The 21,322-nt window shown below is 45.2% G+C and carries 15 protein-coding genes and 6 pseudogenes; 8 read left to right on the forward strand and 13 right to left on the reverse strand.

Annotation, left to right across the window (positions count from 1 at the left end; all coding sequences use genetic code 11):
• Positions 1 to 40: 40 nt before the first annotated feature.
• The 11 genes and pseudogenes from PKHYL_RS17575 to PKHYL_RS09670 all read right to left on the reverse strand — a co-directional run bounded on the left by PKHYL_RS17575 (position 41) and on the right by PKHYL_RS09670 (position 10,867).
• Positions 41 to 580, reverse strand: coding sequence for an amidohydrolase family protein (locus tag PKHYL_RS17575; protein WP_269778147.1), 540 nt, complete (start codon positions 578 to 580; stop codon positions 41 to 43).
• A complete protein-coding gene (locus PKHYL_RS17580) occupies positions 522 to 1,334 on the reverse strand; it encodes a guanine deaminase (protein ID WP_269778148.1) in 813 nt (270 codons plus the stop codon). Before PKHYL_RS17580 ends, PKHYL_RS17575 begins: the two co-directional genes overlap by 59 nt.
• Positions 1,335 to 1,559: 225 nt before the next feature.
• Positions 1,560 to 1,703, reverse strand: coding sequence for an XdhC family protein (locus tag PKHYL_RS09630; protein ID WP_240365024.1), 144 nt, complete (start codon positions 1,701 to 1,703; stop codon positions 1,560 to 1,562).
• A 7-nt stretch (positions 1,704 to 1,710) separates the two neighbouring features.
• The gene (locus PKHYL_RS09635) at positions 1,711 to 2,097 is read right to left on the reverse strand and encodes an XdhC family protein (protein ID WP_240365025.1); all 387 of its coding nucleotides are present in this window, start codon (positions 2,095 to 2,097) and stop codon (positions 1,711 to 1,713) included.
• Position 2,098: 1 nt separating this feature from the next.
• Complete coding sequence (gene xdhB / locus PKHYL_RS09640) at positions 2,099 to 5,146, reverse strand: xanthine dehydrogenase molybdopterin binding subunit (protein ID WP_240365026.1); 3,048 nt, start codon at positions 5,144 to 5,146, stop codon at positions 2,099 to 2,101.
• Between the two features lie 97 nt (positions 5,147 to 5,243).
• Positions 5,244 to 6,617, reverse strand: a pseudogene (locus PKHYL_RS09645) (FAD binding domain-containing protein); the annotation flags it as partial.
• Between the two features lie 68 nt (positions 6,618 to 6,685).
• Entirely contained in the window at positions 6,686 to 6,949 is a 264-nt protein-coding gene (locus tag PKHYL_RS09650) for a 2Fe-2S iron-sulfur cluster-binding protein (protein ID WP_240365028.1), read from the reverse strand.
• 977 nt (positions 6,950 to 7,926) lie between these two features.
• Complete coding sequence (locus PKHYL_RS09655; protein ID WP_240365029.1) at positions 7,927 to 8,538, reverse strand: flavodoxin family protein; 612 nt, start codon at positions 8,536 to 8,538, stop codon at positions 7,927 to 7,929.
• A 103-nt stretch (positions 8,539 to 8,641) separates the two neighbouring features.
• Positions 8,642 to 9,142 carry a laccase domain-containing protein gene (locus PKHYL_RS09660; protein ID WP_240365030.1) on the reverse strand — a complete coding sequence of 167 codons (501 nt, stop codon included), beginning with the start codon at positions 9,140 to 9,142 and terminating at the stop codon, positions 8,642 to 8,644.
• Positions 9,027 to 9,638 carry a laccase domain-containing protein gene (locus PKHYL_RS09665; RefSeq protein WP_240365031.1) on the reverse strand — a complete coding sequence of 204 codons (612 nt, stop codon included), beginning with the start codon at positions 9,636 to 9,638 and terminating at the stop codon, positions 9,027 to 9,029. The genes PKHYL_RS09660 and PKHYL_RS09665 overlap by 116 nt, the downstream gene beginning before the upstream one ends.
• A 113-nt stretch (positions 9,639 to 9,751) precedes the next feature.
• On the reverse strand, positions 9,752 to 10,867 hold the full coding sequence (locus PKHYL_RS09670; protein WP_406947891.1) for an RluA family pseudouridine synthase: 1,116 nt from the start codon (positions 10,865 to 10,867) through the stop codon (positions 9,752 to 9,754).
• Positions 10,868 to 11,891: 1,024 nt separating this feature from the next.
• Between PKHYL_RS09670 and PKHYL_RS09675 the strand changes: the two genes are divergently transcribed.
• The 5 genes and pseudogenes from PKHYL_RS09675 (at position 11,892) to rpoD (ending at position 17,702) form a co-directional block, all read left to right on the forward strand.
• Positions 11,892 to 12,899, forward strand: a complete 1,008-nt coding sequence (locus PKHYL_RS09675; RefSeq protein WP_240366522.1) for an outer membrane protein assembly factor BamD — start codon at positions 11,892 to 11,894, stop codon at positions 12,897 to 12,899.
• 138 nt (positions 12,900 to 13,037) lie between these two features.
• A pseudogene (locus PKHYL_RS18830) lies at positions 13,038 to 13,325 on the forward strand (CHC2 zinc finger domain-containing protein); the annotation flags it as partial.
• A gap of 424 nt (positions 13,326 to 13,749) precedes the next feature.
• Positions 13,750 to 14,669 (forward strand): annotated as a pseudogene (locus PKHYL_RS18835) (DNA primase); the annotation flags it as partial.
• Between the two features lie 312 nt (positions 14,670 to 14,981).
• Positions 14,982 to 15,191: a hypothetical protein gene (locus tag PKHYL_RS18840; RefSeq protein ID WP_240365034.1), complete on the forward strand. Its 210-nt coding sequence runs from the start codon at positions 14,982 to 14,984 to the stop codon at positions 15,189 to 15,191.
• A gap of 585 nt (positions 15,192 to 15,776) precedes the next feature.
• Positions 15,777 to 17,702 (forward strand): annotated as a pseudogene (rpoD, locus tag PKHYL_RS09705) (RNA polymerase sigma factor RpoD).
• Positions 17,703 to 17,903: 201 nt separating this feature from the next.
• Here rpoD and PKHYL_RS09710 read toward each other — a convergent pair.
• Positions 17,904 to 18,977, reverse strand: a pseudogene (locus PKHYL_RS09710) (IS3 family transposase).
• Between the two features lie 69 nt (positions 18,978 to 19,046).
• Positions 19,047 to 19,208, reverse strand: a pseudogene (locus PKHYL_RS09715) (STAS domain-containing protein); the annotation flags it as partial.
• Between the two features lie 174 nt (positions 19,209 to 19,382).
• Here PKHYL_RS09715 and PKHYL_RS17590 point away from each other — a divergent pair.
• From PKHYL_RS17590 to PKHYL_RS09725, 3 genes are all read left to right on the forward strand, one after another.
• Positions 19,383 to 19,865 (forward strand): bestrophin family ion channel, encoded by a 483-nt coding sequence (locus tag PKHYL_RS17590; protein WP_269778149.1) that lies wholly within the window; start codon positions 19,383 to 19,385, stop codon positions 19,863 to 19,865.
• Between the two features lie 16 nt (positions 19,866 to 19,881).
• Positions 19,882 to 20,307, forward strand: coding sequence for a bestrophin family protein (locus PKHYL_RS17595; protein ID WP_269778150.1), 426 nt, complete (start codon positions 19,882 to 19,884; stop codon positions 20,305 to 20,307).
• Positions 20,308 to 20,583: 276 nt separating this feature from the next.
• Positions 20,584 to 20,874, forward strand: coding sequence for a YbeD family protein (locus PKHYL_RS09725; RefSeq protein WP_058024867.1), 291 nt, complete (start codon positions 20,584 to 20,586; stop codon positions 20,872 to 20,874).
• Positions 20,875 to 21,322: the final 448 nt, after the last annotated feature.

Below are 21,322 nucleotides of genomic sequence, written 5' to 3' on the forward strand. Positions count from 1 at the left end.
TAAACGGGGCTTTTTGTGACTCATGTTTTTCGCCAGTTTATCAGACCGCAGATTTTCGATAGCGGCTCTGACCAGCAATTATCGTCTGCTCAATCACTCTATCATCACCCAGCATAATCAGCACAAATAACTGCTCTTCAAGGGTTTTGGTCTGCGCCATACGCCGCTCTAACAATGCTGTGGCCTTCATATCAATCACGACAAAGTCCGCTTCTTTACTGGGCATAAAGTTACCAATCTTATCATCTAATAGTAGCGACTGCGCATTGCCCAAAGTGATCTGATACAACCCTTGGTGTGCTGATAATTGATTACTTTGTAGTTGCTGGACTTTGTATGCCTCTGATAACGTCGTGAGCATCGATAAGCTCGTGCCTGCTCCAACGTCGGTGGCGATACTAACACCGGTATAACTTAACGTCTTTGGTAAATCGAACAGCCCACTACCCAAAAACAGATTGGACGTTGGACAATGTGATATCTGCGTGCCAGTCGCGCGTAGACGCTCGTATTCTGGTGTCTCAAGGGTAGATACCATGCGCCAAGGTGGTACGGCGGCCCAGTAATCCCATATCATCATAGACGTCGAGGTAGCCTTTATGATTGGGATACAGCTCCTGCACAAAAGCCACCTCATCACGGTTTTCTGCCAGATGCGTTTGCAAATACACACTGTCATGGCTGGCATACAACTCACCTGCCAGACGTAATTGTGTAGGGCTCGACGTAATCGCAAAGCGCGGGGTAATGGCCACATGCTGACGCCCGCGCTCATGCCAATTATCAATGATATTTTGAGTGTCACGGATACTTTGCTCAGCAGGCACACATAGCGGCTCAGGCGCATTTTGGTCCATCAAGACATTACCCGTGATCATACGCGTATTGAGCCTGTGGCTTTCAGCAAAAAACGCCTCGGCAGATAACGGATGACTGGTTGCAAAAACCATCGCACTGGTCGTGCCATTGGCAAGTAATTGGTTCAAAAAAAACTGCGCGGTATCATGCGCTATTTTTGGATCACCAAAGTTGGCTTCCGTCACAAAAGTATAATTATTGAGCCAATCAAGCAGTTGCTCACCATAAGCGGCAATCATATCTATCTGCGGATAGTGCACATGGGTATCGATAAAACCCGGCATGATGAGTTTGTGCCGATGGTCATGAATCTGTACTGGTTCTTGACTGTCATTAGTAGCGGTCAGCACATAATTTGCTAGCATCGCCTCTCGACTGCCATAATTAATAATCAGTCCAGTCTCATCATCAATAACAAGTGCACCGTCGGCAATATACTCAGGGTAAACACGCACGCCTGCAATTACTGGAAGCAACGTTGTATCTTTATCAACGGTCAGATTTACGAGAAAGTCAGGAATTCTAGTATCGGATAATTCAGCAGCCGTACGCTTAGCAAGGTCATCTTCGCTAATATAATGTAATAAATGAGCTTGATAAATATGTAGGGGTCATTTGGTAGTCTCACAATGGCGTAGTAGTACTGAGCGTTTTAATTATTTAATAAAAAATGACACGGCTTCATGAAGTAATTAGTCCCTTCAAAGAGCAACCTGATGATAACGTTGTAATAGCTGTGCCGCGATAGATACGGCCACCGCCATTGGCTCTTTGCCGCCGATGGGTAATCCGATTGGCATGATGAGCTGATTGACTAGTTGCTCACTATAGCCACGCTGAATCAAACGATCTCTAAAACGTTTGGCTTTTGGTGGATGAGGCAATACAGCCAATATAAGGTAATGAGATATCTGAGCGCTTACTATCAGCTAAGCAGATATCAGAAATAGTATCTAATGCTGCGCGCACCAGCTCAAAATCCACACTATGGTCATGCGTCATAACCAAAATAAAACGCTGACCACCTTGCTCAATAAATGGACGCACAAAATCGACAGGATCGTCATCGATATGCGGACGGATATGCCTTGGTAGCTGATAGAGTTGTGATTGATTCGGTGTGGGGTTTTGGTAGGCACTGTTGCCTGCTTGGCCCGTTTCACTGGAGTTGGTTTTATCAATCAAGTAACGCTCAAACATCTCTGGGCGACTGTCTACCCAATCTACCTGACATGGCAATTCAGCAAGGGATAGTCATGAGCGCTGATGCCACATGACCTGCTCCAAATACCAGTACTGACATCGGCGGCGTCACATTAAAGCATTCGAACATAACAGTGACGCTACCGCCGCAGCATTGGGCCAATTTCGCACCCAACGGGTAATGCTTAGTATAAACCGCGTCTCGGCGTACTGCTTTAGAAGGAGCTGACGCGCTTGTCTCATTAGCTTCAGAAATTTTTGGTTTGACTTGTTTGGATACCGTGGTGGATATCTCGCCACTTAATAGCTGACGAGCAGTAGTAATCACATCGTGCTCTAGACCGCCGCCGCCCAGCGTATCTACAATACCATCCTGCGTGATAATCATCTTTGCCTGTAGCGCACGCGGAGCCGAGCCATTCACAGCCACGACCGTTGCCAACACATGAGCCATGCCGCGCTGCTGATATCGCGCTAGACCTTCATACCAGATGTTTGGTGGAACCAATGACTCACTCACTGTGCGCAGGACCCCTTGCCCTGCGACATTTGGGTGCTCTATCGCTTCTGGCTGCTCATCAGTCTGTTTGCCGGCTACCTCTTTTGGATCAATATCTTTGGCATGGCGTACATCTTGCGGCATGACTTTGTCGTTATAGAGATCGCCCTTTTCTTCTATACCTTCAATAAGGCTATCCATCGTATCCTTGTCCGCCTTGGTCTCTAGATCCCAAGACGAACCTTCCATACGCATAACTGCTTTTAATACGGCTTCTGGGGTCGCAGGCATGGTCAATTCTGGATTTTTTTGATAATTACCAAGGCTAGCCACCGCGTTATTGAGAGCGCACCAGACACTAGCTGCCAGCATAAACGGCGGCTCACCAACGGCTTTAGAATTATAAATCGTTTGTTCTTCGTTTTTGCGATCGTATAATTTGACATTCCACTGCTTAGGCAAGTCATGCGCCGTTGGAATTTTATAATTGGCAGGACTGTCGGATGCAAGCTTTCCTTTATCATTCCAGATCAGCTCTTCTGCTGTGAGCCAGCCCATACCTTGCACAAAACCGCCCTCAATCTGACCGATGTCAATGGCAGGGTTGATCGATTGTCCTGCATCATGCAGCACATCACAGCGCAGCACTTTGTACTCACCTGTCAGCGTATCAATCTCAACCTCAGCACAAGCAGCACCTAGCGCAAAGTAGAAGAACGGACGTCCCCATGCTTTGGAGCGATCATAAAATATCTTCGGCGTTTTATAGTAGCCAGTAGACGATAGGCTGATGCGATTTTGATACGACAGCTGAATCATTTCGGCAAAGGTTAGTGTCTCTTTATCACCGATATAGACATGGTTTTGTTCAAAGCGTATGTCTTCTTGTGACACCTCAAAATGCTCAGCAGCAAATTCAACAATGCGCGCTTTGATACTTAAGCAAGCATTTTGCGCCGCTTTACCATTGATATCGGTACCTGATGACGCGGCAGTTGGTGAAGTATTAGGTACTTTATCCGTACGAGTCGCTGACACTTTTACTGTATCTAGATCCACATCGAACTCATTGGCGACAATTTGGGCGATTTTGATGTACAGACCTTGCCCCATCTCCGTACCACCGTGGTTGAGATGGATGCTGCCATCGGTATAAACGTGTACCAGCGCACCCGCCTGATTGAGCGTCTGCACCGTAAATGAAATACCAAATTTTACGGGTGTTAACGCAAGACCCAAACGCTTGTCACTACCTTCAGCGGCGGCTTGTTTATTGGCTGCTATAATTTGTTGGCGGCGTTTGTCGTAATCGCAATCCGCTGCCAGTTTGGTCATGATGTTTGCTAAATCAAAATGCTCAATGGTCTGACCGTAATGGGTGCTTTGACCATCTTGATATAAGTTTGCTAAGCGCACTTGCAGCGGATCTTGCCCTAATGTATAGGCAATATGGTCCATCATATATTCAGCGGTCATTAGCCCTTGTGGACCACCAAACCCGCGATAGGCCGTATTGGATACGGTATGCGTCTTACAGCGATGACCCGCCACACGAGCCGCTGGATAATAATAGGCATTATCACAGTGGAACATCGCTCTATCGACGATAGCATCAGACAGGTCTGGCGCATAACCACACAGACCTGCCAGTTGCATATCGACGCCCAATATACGCCCAGACTCGTCTAAGCCAACCTCATAACGATTGGCAAACTCATGACGCTTACCGGTCACGACCATATCATCTTGGCGATCTAACCGCATACTGACAGGAGCGTTATGGCGCTTGGCAACGATACCGCACAGACACGCCCACGCCGCGGCTTGCGTTTCTTTACCACCAAAACCACCACCCATACGGCGTACGACCGTATTGACCGCATGAAAGGGCAAATCCGTCACTTCGGCGACGAGCTGCTGCACTTCACTTGGATGCTGTGACGACGTGTACACTTCCAGCCCGCCATCATCACAAGGCACCACATAAGACACTTGCCCTTCAAGATAAAAGTGCTCTTGCCCGCGCATATGAATATGACCTTCAATACGAATCGGTGCACTCTCAAGCGCCGTCGCCGCATCACCACGCTTCATAAAATGACTTGGACGCACAAATAACTCTTGCTCTAGCGCTTTATCAATACTAAGTACCGCTGGCAATGGCTCATATTCTACTACTGCCTTGGTGGCGGCTTTTTTGGCAGCGCGATGGCTGGTTGCCACCACCACAAATAGCGTCTGACCGACATACTCTGTAATGTCATTCACCATCAGTGGCTCACCATCAAACACCGCACCGATATCTGTCTGCGCCGGTAAATCTTTAAAACTTAAAACATCAACGACCCCATCAGCCTCTCTGACAGCACTCAAATCCATACCTAATATACGTGCATGGGCGTGGCTGCTTTTGCCTACTGCTAGATGTAGCGTGCCTTGTGGTTTGGTAATATCATCCACATAAGTTGCCGTCCCCATGACATGGGTGATCGCACTGTCGTGCTTGGCTGACGTGCCGATCTTGTTTTTTGGCGGACGCACGCGGCGGATACTATAACTGTCAAATAAAGACGAATGATGGCTCATAGCAAATCTCTTCTATTAGTACGCATTTACTGATGCGCTTTTTTATTTCTGACAAATACACTCATGACGCAGTATTGATACTCAATTACGCTGACAGTCAAGCGCTCTCAGCCTGCCTCTCCGCTATCAATTGTTTACCGCACTTCACCAGTAGACGCTGCGCCACATGCATGCGATATTCGCGGCTGGCTCTGACATCCGCCATTGGTGTGACATCTGCAGATAGCACCTGTGCTGCTTGCTCAAAACTTGCAACATCAGTAGCTTGACCAATGAGCGCTTGCTGACAGTGCACCGCAAGCAGTGGTATCGCTGCCATGCCACCGAGCCCAAGCTTTGCATTGTCGATAATTGCACCATCTGCTGACACATCAAGCCGCGCCGCAAGTAAGCACGCTGAGATATCATCTTCGTAGCGTTTGCTAATCTTATGAATAAATAAATGCTGATGATCCTGCATCAAAGGGAATATGAATAGCGACAATATAACTACCTGCTTGCAACTTGGTCTTTTATAATCTAAGAAAAATGCTGATAACGGTATGATTTCATCCGTATAAACCGAATCACTACTATCTAAATCTTTACCTGACTCTTCACGATTCGGCGCGCAATGACGCAAATGAATTGACGCATCTAACGCCAAGAGAATCGGTGGCAAATCACCAATCGGGGATGCGTTGGCGATATTACCGCCGATGGTGCCCATATTACGAATTTGCGGAGAGGCAATGCGCTCAAACACTTGCGCAAAGCGTGGAAAATACTGCTCAAGCACAGGGAGCATTTGCTGATAGCTCATGCCAGCCCCTAGCACTAGCGACTGACTTTGAGTTTGTTCGTCAGTCGATGTGTTACTATTTGCATCTGATAGCGACCAAGACTTTAGCGCTTCAATACCTGAGAGCTGAATAATGATCTCGTGATCAACCAAATGCTGGGTTACACTCAACCCCAAATCCGTACCACCTGCCCAGATCGTCGCCTGCGGATTAGCTGCTAATATTTGATTAAGCTCGTCTAGTGACTTGGGTATATATAACCGTCGCCCAGCATCATTGAGTGCAGGGGCAATAGCTGTTGACTCTACATTGTCCGACTCGGCTTCAGCTGGCGCATTTGCAGATACTGCTGATTCCTTTGTACTACCCATCGCGTCTGTTGTGAGACTGATAGTCAAGTCTTTCACCACCGACTGCTCTTCCTCTCTTTTCTGACCGATTTCGCTCATCAGTAGGCCTGCCTCGATAATCGGACGATAGCCTGTACAGCGACATAAATTGCCCGATATTGACGCAACCACTTCATCATAGCTCAACTGCTTAGCATCACTCTGACTTGCTGATTCTGAACTTGTCTGCATACGATTATTTTCGTAAACGCAAGCAAGCGACATGACAAACCCAGGGGTACAAAAACCACACTGCGATCCGTGACACTCAACCATCGCCTGCTGTGCTGGATGCAGCAAAGCACGTTCTGGATGATGCTCAGGATTGTCCGCCAAGTAGGACGCTGTCATCAGGTGATGACCGTCCATCAGCGACAATAGCGTAATACAGGAGTTAATCGTATAGAATGGAGGCGTAGCATTTTTTCGTTGCCATTTTCATCATTAAGCGTTTGCTGGATAGTGCTAGGCAGGCGTTGAGCCATTACCGTGCAAGCACCGCAATCACCACTGCCGCAGCCTTCCTTCGTATCCGTTTGGCCTTCATGCAATCGTAGATACTCAAGCACTGTCGTATTGGGGTTAAGCTGGGTTAGCTCATGGTATTTTCCATTGAGATAAAAACTAATCATAGCAAGGCTCGGCTAAAATAATGAAAGTGAGTATAAGACTGAGAAGCATTAGTGGTTTGAGTACGAAAGGTAAACGCTTAATCTATATTTTGCTGCAACCGCTCAAGTAAGTTTATCGGCAAGTACGTTTTTAGTTTTTAATATACTTACTATTTATTCTATGTCGCATTTGCAGGATGTCGATGAGTAGGATATCGCACACTCTTTTATAGCAAATAAATCGACCATAAATAGCAGTAATTATCAGGAGCTTTTGCCAAGAATTAGTACTGCTATATACCTGACTATTTGGTCAGCTTTCAACATATTATCACTATTCTTATTTATAACACAACCCATTCAAACATCTGTCGATACTGCTAAATGATTGACCTTCAAGCCGCTATCTGATAACCGCTATCAATCCTAACAGCAGAGATAGTTTCTAAGACTCGTCATGTTAGTCATTGATATATAGTCGAACCACTATTAAAGTGTTACAGCGTTAGACTCGTTTAGCCTACTACTGTAGTACTTGCACTCGTCTGCCTCGTACCACTTTTAATATTGATTGACTATAGCTAATACAAACGCATAGTAGACAAGTTACGTCATGACTGAATAAATAATTTCTTCAAAAACAAAGCCAAGTCTTTGTACCTTTTTAAGGTTATATAACCGACCTGTTTTTATATATAATACCTAAAAGTAAACCTTACTTTTAACTGTCATCGCTTCTAACGATAGATAGACATACAAGATATATTATTGGGTAATATATCGTCTCTGAGATACCATTATGAAGTCACTTACCTCTATTTGTCTGCTGATAGCGTCGCTAATGCTGACTGGTTGTCAACATTTCCAATTTGTTGATAGCCCTATTCCTGTTAAGCCTGTACCGACTAATCTGGTTGCTCCATAACATTGACATAAAAAAAGCAGACATCAATAGTGTCTGCTTTTTTACTGGAGTAGCCTGTCACCCACTGTGTTAACTAACGCTTACTATCCGCTGGCTGATGTTTAATGATGGTTTTAGCCAAATGATCACCAAACCAAATAGCGGTATCAATATCTCCTTTCCCTGGCGTTTCTTCAGGTGGTCCGTCAAGAGATTGTGTCATCAAACCTAAGAAGCTAGATAGACGGTTGAGATCGTGCGCCTCATGACCCGTCGGCATAAGCGGCAGACCAATCCAATTCATACCATGCTGCATGGCATATAGAGAAATTTGCTGCAACACGGCAAGTTTATCACCGCTCAGACCGCCTGAGTTGGCAAAAGCTGCGGCCCATTTGCCTTCCCACGTGCGGTTGTACCAACGCTTTGAGGTTTCATCCATAAAGGTTTTGAATTCAGCGGTGACGCTGCCCATATATACCGCGCTACCGAAAACCAATAGATCTGCCTGATCTAAATAATCCCAGTCAATATCATGAATATCAACCGCTTTTGCTTGGGCCTCTGGTAATTGCTGATGCGCGCCTTGTACAATCGCTTCAACGACACGCTTAGTATGACCGTAGTTGCTATGAAAAATAACAGCAATCGATACGTTAGGCGTACTATCAGGAGATATTTTTGAGGATTCGCTAGTTGTATTCATACAGACTCTAATAATGACAATAATGGTTAAATAAAAATAATATAGTGTACGAGTGCAAAACGACTCAGCGCACTCAATAGGTTTGTTAGTTGTGAGCTGACATCTACGTAGCAGCGCGGCGCACAATCACAAGCGCCATTCTTCCCGTTGCAGGCTGCTGCATATGCGTTTGACGACGATAAGAATAGTAATGCCGATCTGCATAGCTACAGCTGATAGGTTCTTTACTATCTATCGACACGCCAGCAGCTGTTAATTGATCAGCGGCCAGTTTTGGTAAGTTTAGCTTAACTTTATGCGTGTGCACTGTAGCGCAATTCGATAGTTTATCAACTGTCTTATGTAAATGCTGAGTATCGCTATGATTTTCAAGACCACTATCTGAGCGCATCACATATAAACTGTCAAAATTATCACTATCTGACGCCGTGAGTAATTGATTATCTAAGCAACCAGCCAATAATTGGTCACGAACTTGATGACCCACTTCATAATTGGCCTGACTGATACACACCCCTATCCAAGCCTGTATAGCCCCTGAATCGGTAAAGCGCTGAGCAGTCTCTTTGATGATACCGCACGCCAATCCCTTGCCAGCCTGCATGAATGGCGGCGATTTTACCGCTAGCGGGTTGGTATAAGACAATCGGCACACAATCTGCCGTCATGATCGCCAGTCCACGACCACTTTGCTTGCTGATTATGGCGTCAGCCGCCATTGGTGCCATGCTCAAAGGCGTCGTATCAATATCATGGATCTGTTTACCATGAATCTGACTGACCCAATGTAAGCTGTGAATAGCAGTATGTTGCTCAGTTTGTGATGACTCACTTGCCATCTGTGTATTAATCGCAGCCAACAGACTCATACGATTACCTAATACCTTTGCCGCCTCATCGTTGACATGCAGGCCTAGATTTAGCGCGCCATAATTTGCTTGATGGTTTGCTTGACTGTCAAGCCCTCTTTGCTGGCTTGCGGTAGCAGGTTCGTCAATATTATTCGGCGCAAAAGCAGCCGTTTGGAAAACAGCCACGTCATCCATTTGCGCGAGCATGGTCATTGGAAAATTATCTATTATCGGAAGCTTGTTTGTCACGACTGCCCCATCCTTTTATCTTTGACTGTCTAAAAATTGGCATCACTAAATCACTACTATAAACTTGGCAATTGTCGTAAACACCTTTAGACAGCCGCTTTTCTCAATAGCGTTTACTCGTCATCATAGCCGTCGCTTAATACAGCTATTAGCTGTTGCATGTCTTCTGGCAGTGGCGTCGTCACTTCAATATCCTCACCAGTTACCGGATGCACAAACCCAAGAGTATAAGCATGCAATGCTTGGCGCGGGAAGTTGCTGATGGCTTGGCGCTGTGCTTCTGTCAAACCTGCTCGCAGTTGACGACGACCACCATAGACACGGTCCCCGACTAGCGGATGGGTCACATGGCTCAGATGGACACGGATCTGGTGCGTACGACCTGTTTCCAGTCCGACATCTAACAGACAGTAGTTGTCATTCAGTGGCGTGACATTTAATAGATGGGTTACCGCTTCACGGCCGGCAGTCATGACTGTCATTTTGGTACGCTGAGTACGATGTCGCCCTATCGGCGCATCAATACGGCGATGACGCAGCAAGCTTGCTTGATCGCCTGCTACCACACACTGATAATGACGATAAACAGATTTGTCTTTTAGTTGCTCCATCAACGCCATTTGAGCCGGTTTGGTTTTACCAATGAGTAGTAATCCAGAGGTGTCTTTGTCAATACGGTGTACCAACCCTGCACGCGGCAAGTGATGCTGCTGCGGATAATGATATAGCAAAGCATTGACCAAAGTGCCTGTCTGGTTACCCGCACCTGGATGCACCACCATACCGACAGGCTTGTTGATGACCAATACATCATCATCTTCATAGACCACATCGATATCGATATTTTCTGGTTGATCTTCACTATGCTGCTGCAATGTTGTCGATAGATGTAGCACGTCATCTGCTTTGACACGAACCTTTGGTTTTTGCACACTGCCGTTATAGAGTAAGCTACCGTCCGTGATCCAACCTTGTAGTTGCACGCGCGAAAAGTCTGCAAACACCTGTGAAGCGACTTTATCAATACGTAAGCCAGACTCATCTTCTGTGACGATATGCGTTATATCTACCACCACTGGTACCGCTTGACCTGCTACTGGCGCTTCATTGTCGTCGCCTTCATCCATGTCGCCATCGTCAATTTCTTCATCAATATCGCTATCTTCTTCGAGCAAGTCGTCATTATCAAGAGCATCAGTATGCTCGTCCATTATTTCCTGCTCATCCATCATTTCTTGATTGTCAGGCTCGTCATTATTTAAAACGTTATTTGGCATTGGTGACTCTTGTGCTGATGAATCAGTCTCTAGCGATTGATTCGGTGATAAATGGGTAGTCATGGCATCATTATTCATAGCGGATTGATACCTAGCAAAGTTGCTAACTATGTAAAGTTACTAACTATATTTTGTTAGGTGACTTCATTCAAAGATAAAATAATAAAAATTGTCGTTTTTTGACCTCTAGCAAATAATAAAAGCTATGCAGGTCAAAAAGCGGAGACAATACCGCTCTAGTGTATCATGTCACGCGTCCAAGCCCTATAAAAGTGCATACTATCTGTGAATTTTTGAGCGCTTCTGAGGTGCCAAGCTTTACTGCTTAGCTCTCTAGAACATAACATTGCTGTAATTTACTGTATATTTGTTCCTGCCAGCGATATTCGGTATCGCTCGTGATAGCCGCTCATGGTAAACTGCCTGTAAAATATAGATAGCGAAAAAATAGACGAAGCAAACGTTATTCTATAAAGTATAGCCATGTTTTGCTGTATGCTATGGCACTGTATTGCTATGCCATATTCAAATACAGTATAAAAATACCATTGGTTTTTATTGACAGTGTTTGCCATTTAAACCTTTTGAATATGATTAAATGCATTTGATCTATTACAGGCTTACTATAAAAGCTCTATGTATCAGACCCAATCTACCAGTACAATACGTCATAACAAAACTGCATTCGATGAAAAACGTGTTGCTTGTGCATCGCTGAATACTCAGCATCGTTTTTTATCACTAATTTTATATAGCATGATAGCACTGCTGCTATCATGCGTCTTGTGTCGGAGAAGAAGTATGCAAGCTGTTGGCAATACGTTTATCAAACTGTCCTCAATCACCTTACTTGCGCTTAGCGTCAATCTAGTGGGTTGCCAGACATTCAAAAACCCTCACTGGCGCCAAAGATGTCGACGCGGTAGAAACAGCGGAAAAGTCAGAGCAAGGTTACTATAACGATGCCATCGCTCAAATCGATAAAGGCCGCTATGTTCAAGGTGTTGAAGAACTGACCAATCTGCGTACCTTTTACCCAACTGGGCAATACGCTGAACAGGCATTACTTGATATGATGTATGCACAGTATCAAAGCGATAAATACGAGATGGCAGCAGCGAGTGCTGAGCAATTCATCCGTCTATATCCTTCTAATCCCCAAGTCAGCTATGCTTACTATGTACGCGGCGTTGCCAATATGGAAGGCTCGTCTGAGAGTTTGAAGCTGTTTAAATTAAACCAAGCGGAGCGTGACACTGCGTATCTACGTATTGCCTTTGCCAACTTCCAAGAACTTATTAGCAAATACCCAAATAGCCCCTATGCACCAGATGCCGCCCAGCGCATGACATTTATCTATAATCAGTTTGCTGAGAGCGAGATGAGCGCAGCCAACTGGTATATCGAGCGTGAAGCTTATGTGGCAGCTGTCAACCGTGCCAAATGGGTCTTCCAGTACTATCCACTGAGTGAGTCAGTACCAGATGCCATTGCTGTCCTAGCCTATAGCCACGAAAAACTTGGTCTAACAGATTTGGCAAATGAGTACAAAACCCTATTGCAAATCAACTATCCAAACATGCTGACGAGTAATGGCAGCGTGAAACTGAGCACCAAACGTGATCGCTCTTGGCTCAATAAGATTACCTTTGGACAGCTTGGTCGTTCAAGCACAACTGACAACTCAGTGGCAACGGGCGAATATAATGGCGCGACCAAAACCCAAATGATTGGCAACGCAGCCCAGTTGAGACTAGCAGGGACAAACACAACGCCTGCCAACACTCCAGTCGCCAACAATGCGTCTGCACGTAATGGTATTAGCGTAGGCCTAGGTCTGCCTGAAGCGTCAGCTGAGCGCGTGACCAGCCAATCAAGCACTGGCTCGACTGCACGAGAAGCCAACGTCGATCCACTAAATACCAATCCAACACGTCGCACTACGCTAAATGACGACAGTGTGAGTGATATGGATAATAATTGATTATGTGAGGTCTTTTAGCCTAGCTAACACAGTCTGTATTCATTGATAATAAGGTCAACATTACGTTGGCCTTATTTTTCTAGCAGTACCTCATTACCTCTGCCCCAACATAATCGACCTATGGTAAACTGTTTTTGTATGAGCATTCCTAACCATATTCTTGAACAACTCAATAGCCAAGCTGACCTGATCAGCATCATTGGCAAACACACCACGCTTAAACGCGCTGGTAGTGAATATAAAGGCTGCTGCCCTTTCACGGTGAAAAATCGCCTTCTTTTATGTCAATCCACAAAAAAATATCTATCACTGTTTTGGCTGTAGCGTCGGTGGCAATGCCATCAGTTTTTGCGTGATTACGAGAATCTTACCTTTATCGAAGCAGTCAATGAGCTATCTAAACAAACAGGCATTGAAGTACCAAAGAAGAGCAACAGAACGTCAGCTATCAACGCCGTACGCCAACACCTATTGCACCGCCGCCAGTTCACAATGTACCTAGCCCAACGATAGAGCACAGCAAAGTAAATCAAGACGGTGCAAACCAAGACGGCACAAACCAAGACAGCTATCGAAATAACTATCAAAACAACCGTCAAGCCAGTCATCAAAATAATGTTGACCAAAGCGACCAAAATCACATAGACCAGTCAAGTTATGATGACGCTCAGGGTTACGATAATTTCCGCCGCTAGACGCTTACGAGTCAGCATCTTATTCAATGGACTCGTATCCATCAGAGCCGTATTCTTCAAACCATGCGGACGATAGTGCCTATCCGCCAGTGTGGCTGACAGAAACTGACGCAGGCATGGATAGTATTGGTATCGATCAGACGTCTGATCAAGATGGCAATTTGTACGATCTGCTAGAGCAAATTCAGCAGTTCTATCAGCATAATCTACACACTCACCCTCATGCCAAGCAATACTTTTTGTCACGCGGACTCACTGAAGAGACTTTTGAGACTTTTGGTCTTGGCTATGCGCCATTTGGCTGGCAGCATCTTGAGCATCAGTTTCCACAAGATATTGAAGGACTTAAGGCACTAGGGCTCGTGCGCCAATCAGAGTCTGGCCGTGACTACGATCTGCTGCGTGATCGGGTTATTTTTCCTATTCGTGACAACCAAGGTCGCACCATTGGTTTTGGTGGTCGGGCGCTCGACGATGAGGTCAAGCCAAAATACATCAACTCCTCAGACTCGCCCGTCTTTCATAAGCAGCATGTACTCTATGGCTATTATGAGTCGCGCCAGCAGCGTGCTAACGACTGGCTGGTGGTCGAGGGTTACATGGATGTCATTGCTCTCTATCAAGCGGGCATCTATGGCGCGGTCGCCTCGATGGGTACGGCAATCAATGAAAGCCAAATATCGCGGCTATTGACACTCAATCCAACGCTGACTTTGAGTTTTGATGGCGACAGTGCCGGACAAAAGCCGCTTGGCGTACGCTTGAAGTTGCCTTACCTGTGCTTGCTGATGATAAAGAGTTGCGGTTTTTAACCCTGCCTAACAATCATGATCCTGATACGTTTATCAAGAGTCATGGCAGCGATGCCATGCGTGAGCAAATCAGCCAAGCCATGCCGTTATCACAGTATATTTTTGCGTACTTAAGTGAGCGCTATGACATGAGTCTGGCTGAAGGCAAAGCCAAGCTCATGTCGCAAGTACGCTCATTGACGACCGCTTTGCCAAAAGGCAGTAGCTTTCGCTATTTGCTCAATAATGACATTTATCAAAAGCTTGGCGGCAGGCGCAGTCAAAATGTCGAGGCCAAAGATGCGCTGCTAGACTTTGATGGTGATATGACCATCAGCCAACAATTGCAGCTGTGCTTTTGTTTCAGCCGCGCGCACTCATTGATGACCCTATCGAATCGATTTGGCAACAGTCTGGTATTAATGGCTTACACCTACCTGCGCATATCAAACAAAGGCTTCAGCCGATACGCTGCGTCCGCTTGCTTGGGAAGACCTGCAAGACGCGGCTCTGCTTGACATCGTGAGCACTATCAAACGCTGTCTTAATTATTTGCCAAAGATGCCAACGCAGCAGCGCATTTTATCTTATCAAATGTGAAGCCTGCGACCCAAGACATGCTGAGCCGTAATTGGGGCGGCTTTTATAAAGCGCTAACCGCACGCAATATTTTGGGGCTTGATGGCCTGATCGAAGAGCTAGTCAGTCAGCTGCTTGAGCGCAATATGAAGAAAAAAATACAAGAGCTGATAAAAACCCTGATCATATTAAGCTTGCGATCGTCCGTAAACAAACCCAATTATTGAACGATTGGCTACGGGCACAGCAGGCAGAGCAATCGGCACAGATGGTCACCGTTCAGTCTTAATGTTTAATTATCAAATCATGCCCCTTTAAAATTCTAGCCACTGCCCCCACTACTAATGATTATGCCCAGTAGCATGAGTCACTCCTAAATCATTTAGCTGACGGCAAATAAACGGCAAAAATGGTCGGTAGCTATCACTAGCTCGTGCTTGACGACGATGGTCTGTGTTAAACTGTGTCGCTGTATATTGACAGCACTGCTTGGTTAATGATTGTGAGCATGCATCTTTAAGCACAAATTTTAGGTATTATTTTACGTATCTGCTTTTAGATACTATTTTGAGTATTAAATTTTAAGTACTATATTTTTTAGGTACTGTATTGAAGTCTTTTAGCTTTTCTAATTTTTAGCTGTTTTTAGCATTGTTATTGTAGTGTTTTGAGCCTTTATTCATATCAACTCATTTTGATATTATTGACAACCTCTACGCCATATTTTGATCAATCGATTGATAAGATCAACGCAAAGAGCGAGCGATAGCGAGTCACAATATAAAATGTCCGATGCAAGTAAGCGAGTATTTATGAACGATAAGTCAGTTTCTCAGTCCACATCTCAACTGGCCACCTTAATCCAAATGGGCAAAGAGCAAGGGTATCTTACCTATGCTGAGGTGAATGACCAGCTGCCCGACTCTATTACCGAAAGCGATCAGATCGAAGATATTGTGCAGATGCTAACCGATGTTGGTATCAAAATCTTTGAGTCTGCCCCTGATGCCGATGACATCTTGATGAACGATGATTCAAGTGATGATGACATGGCAGCAGACGAAGCAGCGGCAGTACTTGCCTCTGTTGAAACCGAGCCTGGTCGTACCACTGACCCTGTCCGTATGTATATGCGTGAGATGGGTACAGTTGATCTTCTTACCCGTGAAGGTGAGATCTCCATTGCTAAGCGTATCGAAGAAGGTATTCGTGATGTACAGCATGCCATGGCTTACTGGCCTGGCACCGTACAGTTCGTCCTTGATGAATACCAAAAGTACAAGATGGCGAAAAAAAGCTATCTGACGTCATCACTGGTTTCTTAGATCCTGAAACCGAAGAAGATAAAATCGCCGCTCAAGAAGCCAAAGATGCGGTAAAAGAAGAGCGTGAGCGCATCAAAGAAGAAAAGAAAACCCGCCTATCATCAAAGCTAAAGTGAATGCCAAGGCAGCCGCACTTGATGATGACGAAGATGAAGACGAAGACGACGTTGAAGAAGAAGCTGAAGAAGAAAGCAGCGGTCTTGATCCAGAAGAAGTACGTTTGCGTCTAGAAGAGATCGAGCATCTATTTATCAAAGCCAAGCAAGCGCTGCTTGATTATGGTCGTGGTAGCGTGCAGGCGGATACTGCGTACGCGTTACTTGCTGAACGCTTTATGATGCTAAAGCTCAATAATCGCTTGTCAGACCAAGTCATGGCGATCATGCATGACGTCTACGACGACGTGCGTAAGCAAGAGCGTCAAATCATGCGCTTGGTGATTCGCCGTGGTCGTATGCCGCGTGAAGAGTTCCGTAAGACCTTCCCTAGCAATGAAACCAATGTCGATTGGCTCATTGAGCGTATCAAAGGTAAGCCTGCATTTGCGGGCACACTAGAAAAAAGTCACCGATGACGTTATTTTACTTCAGCGCCGTATTCGTGATTATGAGCAGCAGCTTGATATGAAAATCCACGACATGAAAGACGTGGCACGTCGTATGGCCGTTGGTGAAGCAAAAGCTCGCCGCGCGAAAAAAGAAATGGTTGAGGCCAACTTGCGTCTGGTTATCTCTATTGCCAAAAAATACACCAACCGCGGCCTACAGTTCTTGGATCTGATCCAAGAAGGTAATATCGGTCTGATGAAAGCGGTTGATAAGTTTGAATATCGCCGTGGTTATAAGTTCTCAACGTATGCCACATGGTGGATTCGTCAGGCAATCACGCGCTCTATCGCTGACCAAGCGCGTACCATTCGTATCCCTGTGCATATGATTGAGACGATCAACAAGATCAACCGTGTCTCACGTCAGCTGCTACAAGAAATGGGCCGCGAGCCAACGCCTGAGGAATTAGGCGAACGTCTAGAGATGGACGAAGTCAAAGTCCGTAAGGTGCTCAAGATTGCCAAAGAGCCTATCTCTATGGAGACGCCTATCGGTGATGATGAAGATTCACACTTAGGTGACTTCATCGAAGATGGTACGATCTCAAGCCCTGTCGACGATGCAACGTCTGCTGGACTACAAGAAGCCACTCGTGATGTACTCGGCAACCTGACTGAGCGTGAAGCCCGTGTATTAAAGATGCGTTTTGGTATCGACATGCCAACGGATCATACTTTAGAAGAAGTTGGTAAGCAGTTCGATGTTACCCGTGAACGTATCCGTCAGATCGAGGCAAAAGCGTTGCGTAAACTGCGTCATCCCCTCACGTTCTGAGCATTTACGTTCTTTCCTTGAAAATGACTAATATTCAATGAAGCTAATAAAAAGCCGAGTTTATCTCGGCTTTTTGTGTTTGTTAATCTATGTTATCAATGCGCGCCTAAATTTTGCTCAGCATCTGGTTTGTCGTGCACACCGAAATTGTCTATCATCGTCTGGCTTGCCTCGTTCAAACCAATAAGCTCTGTAAATACCCCATTCTTAACACAACATCATCGTAGAATTGTTAAGCCACCTGCCTGTACTCAGCAGGTGTCATATCATTAAGTGAATCATGGGGTCTTTCGTTGTTATAAACCTTGATCCAGTCTTCAGTCAGCATATTGACCTCGTTTAAATTGTTGAAAAGGTAGCAATCTAAAACCTCATTGCGATAACTGCGATTAAACCGTTCAATATAAGCGTTCTGATAAGGACAGCCAGGCTCGATATAATCAATATAGATGCCATGAGCTGATGCCCAATCAGTGAATACCCTGGATGTAAACTCACCGCCGTTATCCACACGAATTTGCTTAGGATAACCATGCCACTCAGCCAGCTGATCAAGGTAGCGAATCACTCGGAGTGAGGGAATACTGGTACCAATATCAATGCCTAATACCCTCACGGTTATAATCATCAATCACATTAAAGGTTCGAAAGCGAATATTGTTGTGTAGTCTGTCGCTCATGAAGTCCATTGACCATGTATGCCCCAATGCATTTGGCACACTTAGCGGCTGAGGGTTACGTGTTGGTAAGCGTTTTTAGACTTGCGGCGTAGGTTTAAGTTTAACGCTGTATAAACTCGATGTACGCGCTTATGATTCCATGAATAGCCAAGCTTACGTATACGTTTAAAGCACTTTGGAAAGCCCCAGCGATTGTGCTTGTCAGTAAGCTCATTTAAGACATCAACAATCTCACTATCATCAAATAGCTTAGGCTTATAGTAGTAAGCGGTTCGACTCATGCAGACCACCTGACAACTCACTGCAATGCTGACATCATACTGCGCCTGTAATTCTTGCGCCCAGACTTTGCGCTCGGGTACAGGCGCTATAGCTTTTATGATCTCTTCCTGCATTTGCGCTTTGAGGCTTAAATCAGCATACATCTGTTTGAGCCTACGGTTTTCTTCTTCAAGCTCTTTTAATCGCTTAACATCAGAAGCTTCCATACCACCGTACTTGGAGCGCCATTTATAGAAAGTCGAGCTAGCAATCCCGTATTTACGGCACAGCTCTTTAGCAGGTATTCCAGCTTCTGCTTCTTTTAAAATGGATACTATTTGGGTCTCAGTCATTCGTTTGCTCATATCAAAACTCCTTATGGGTATTTTATAAGAAATTCTACGTTTGAGCTGTGTTATTTTAGGGGATAGTTACAGCTCTACCTCAGTGCCTTCACGGCGAAATTTGATAATGACTTTATCAATCGCAGCGATTGCTGTCACATCCCAAAAATGTGCTCGTGACACGTCAATCACTCCTTTAGAGACAGACTCTTTAATATCAAAGGATTCAGTCATACGCTCTGCTGACGAAAAGCATAGGCGAGGATTTAACTTTTGGCTATCCCAATTACCGAGCTTAAGTGACCACCCTACTTCTTAGTTTGAATAAATTTATAGTCTTTTGGGCTTTACAGACTTAGATTCTGTATTAGAATCATACGGCACCTGCAATACTACGCTCACAGATTTCATCGCTAGGAAACTGACATGATTGTCCGGCAAACACCCCACCCGTTTAAGATATTTTTCGCCCTTCGCGGTTCAATCATTCCAAAAATATATCCGCAGCTGCTATTGGTTACCATCCTTAGTACAGCCATTACCATTATTCAACACTGGATTCCTGACTCTTTTCCTTATTATGGTATCGCCACTTTTACCTTATTGGGAATCGCATTATCGTTGTTTTTGGGATTTCGAAATAATGCCAGCTATCAGCGTTGGTGGGAAGCACGGATGCTATGGGGCCAGTTGGTATATGATGCTCGCAGCTTAACGCGCCAAGTCCTATCCTTTATAGATGATGACAACGAGCATGGTCGTGAGACTCAGCGCACCATGGTATATCTGACCATTGCTTTTGCACATGCTGTACGCCACAGGCTTCGTGGTACGCCACCTTGGGCGGACATAGATCCCTTGTCGCATCCATACATCATGATCGTATGCATCAAGCAAAAATGTCCCTGACCATATAATGCGCCTCATGGGTAAGCATCTCGGCGATATTCGGCGTCAAGGACTGGTCTCAGAGCAAGTCACCCAAAACATGGATGAGCGCCTGACCTCTATGACGATTGTCTTGGCAGCCTGCGAGCGTATTCATAACACACCGCTACCTTTTGCTTATATGCTGCTGGTACATCGTACGACCTACTTGTATTGCATCATGCTGCCTTTTGGCTTGGTCGCCTCGCTTGGTTGGGCAACGCCCTTGGTTTGTGCCGTGATTGCTTATACGTTTTTTGGGTTAGATGCATTGAGTGAAGAGCTAGAAGAGCCATTTGGGTTGGCGGCTAATCAGTTACCTCTGACCGCCTTGTCACGCACGATCGAGATCAATCTGCGAGAAGCGCTGGGAGAAACCAATCTGCCGACTGACATTATGCCTATTGATGGTTATTTGCCGTAAATATTGCCGTCATCGAAGCGCCATACAATAAACGAGCGGCAAACGTAACTTGAATAATCTACCGCACGCCACTATAAATAGCAGACAAAGGTACTGTAGGTAAAATCTCTACTCTAACCAGCTGATTTATTCAAAAATATTATCTATAAAAGCGAGGCTCATATCATGAGTGATGATTCAAAAAATAATAACGACAACGTCGACAACAATATAAATAACCCAACCAGCAATCAGCCATCAGTGAAAGTCACTGATTTGACGCCAAATAAAGGCGTTCTGAAAGGCAAAAAAACAGACATTCAAAACCCAGAGCTTTGGGAGTTCCCGATGAACTACCCACTCAGCATCATTGGTCATGAAGGTGAGCACGAGAGCCTGCTTAATGAAATCAAGCTGATCTTGGGTAGTCAGTTCCCTGATTTTGATTTGGCCTCTATTGAAGTGAAACCTTCTAGAACGGGTCGCTTTCATTCAGCACGGGTCAATCTGTACCTAACAGCCGCTGATCAAGTCAATACACTTTATGCCGCGCTTGATAATGCCAAGACGGTTCGCATGGTTTTGTAAATCGTTCAGACAGGTTTAGCGCCTTTGGTCCAAGTCGTCACTCGCTAGTAATAACATATGGGTGGCGATTTTTTGTGGTTTGATGTACAATCTGCGCCCGCATTATTGCCGCCATGATGATGGTTATCAGGCGACAATCACTGAGAAAATAAAAGCAAACGGCCGCACTATTTTTACAAAAATTTATGATCGACCGCATTTGCGTCTAACCCTTATCCCATCGTCCTTTGCCAAAATTTGGACTGCCTACAACCTTGTAGCAACATAGTTTTATCCTAAAATCAATATAGTATTTTCAAAATTTTCCCGCTATATTGTGCCTACCGATTAACAAACACGCTATATGTAGTACTCAGTGATTTTTGCTATCACTATGGGTAGTGGCTGCTTGTTGCCAAAAAACTACTGCTACCATCGACTACAATCGCGTCATAAAGAATGTCTGCCG

Origin of the sequence: Psychrobacter sp. KH172YL61 (assembly GCF_007182895.1) — a bacterium.
Classification (GTDB): Bacteria; Pseudomonadota; Gammaproteobacteria; order Pseudomonadales; family Moraxellaceae; genus Psychrobacter; species Psychrobacter pacificensis.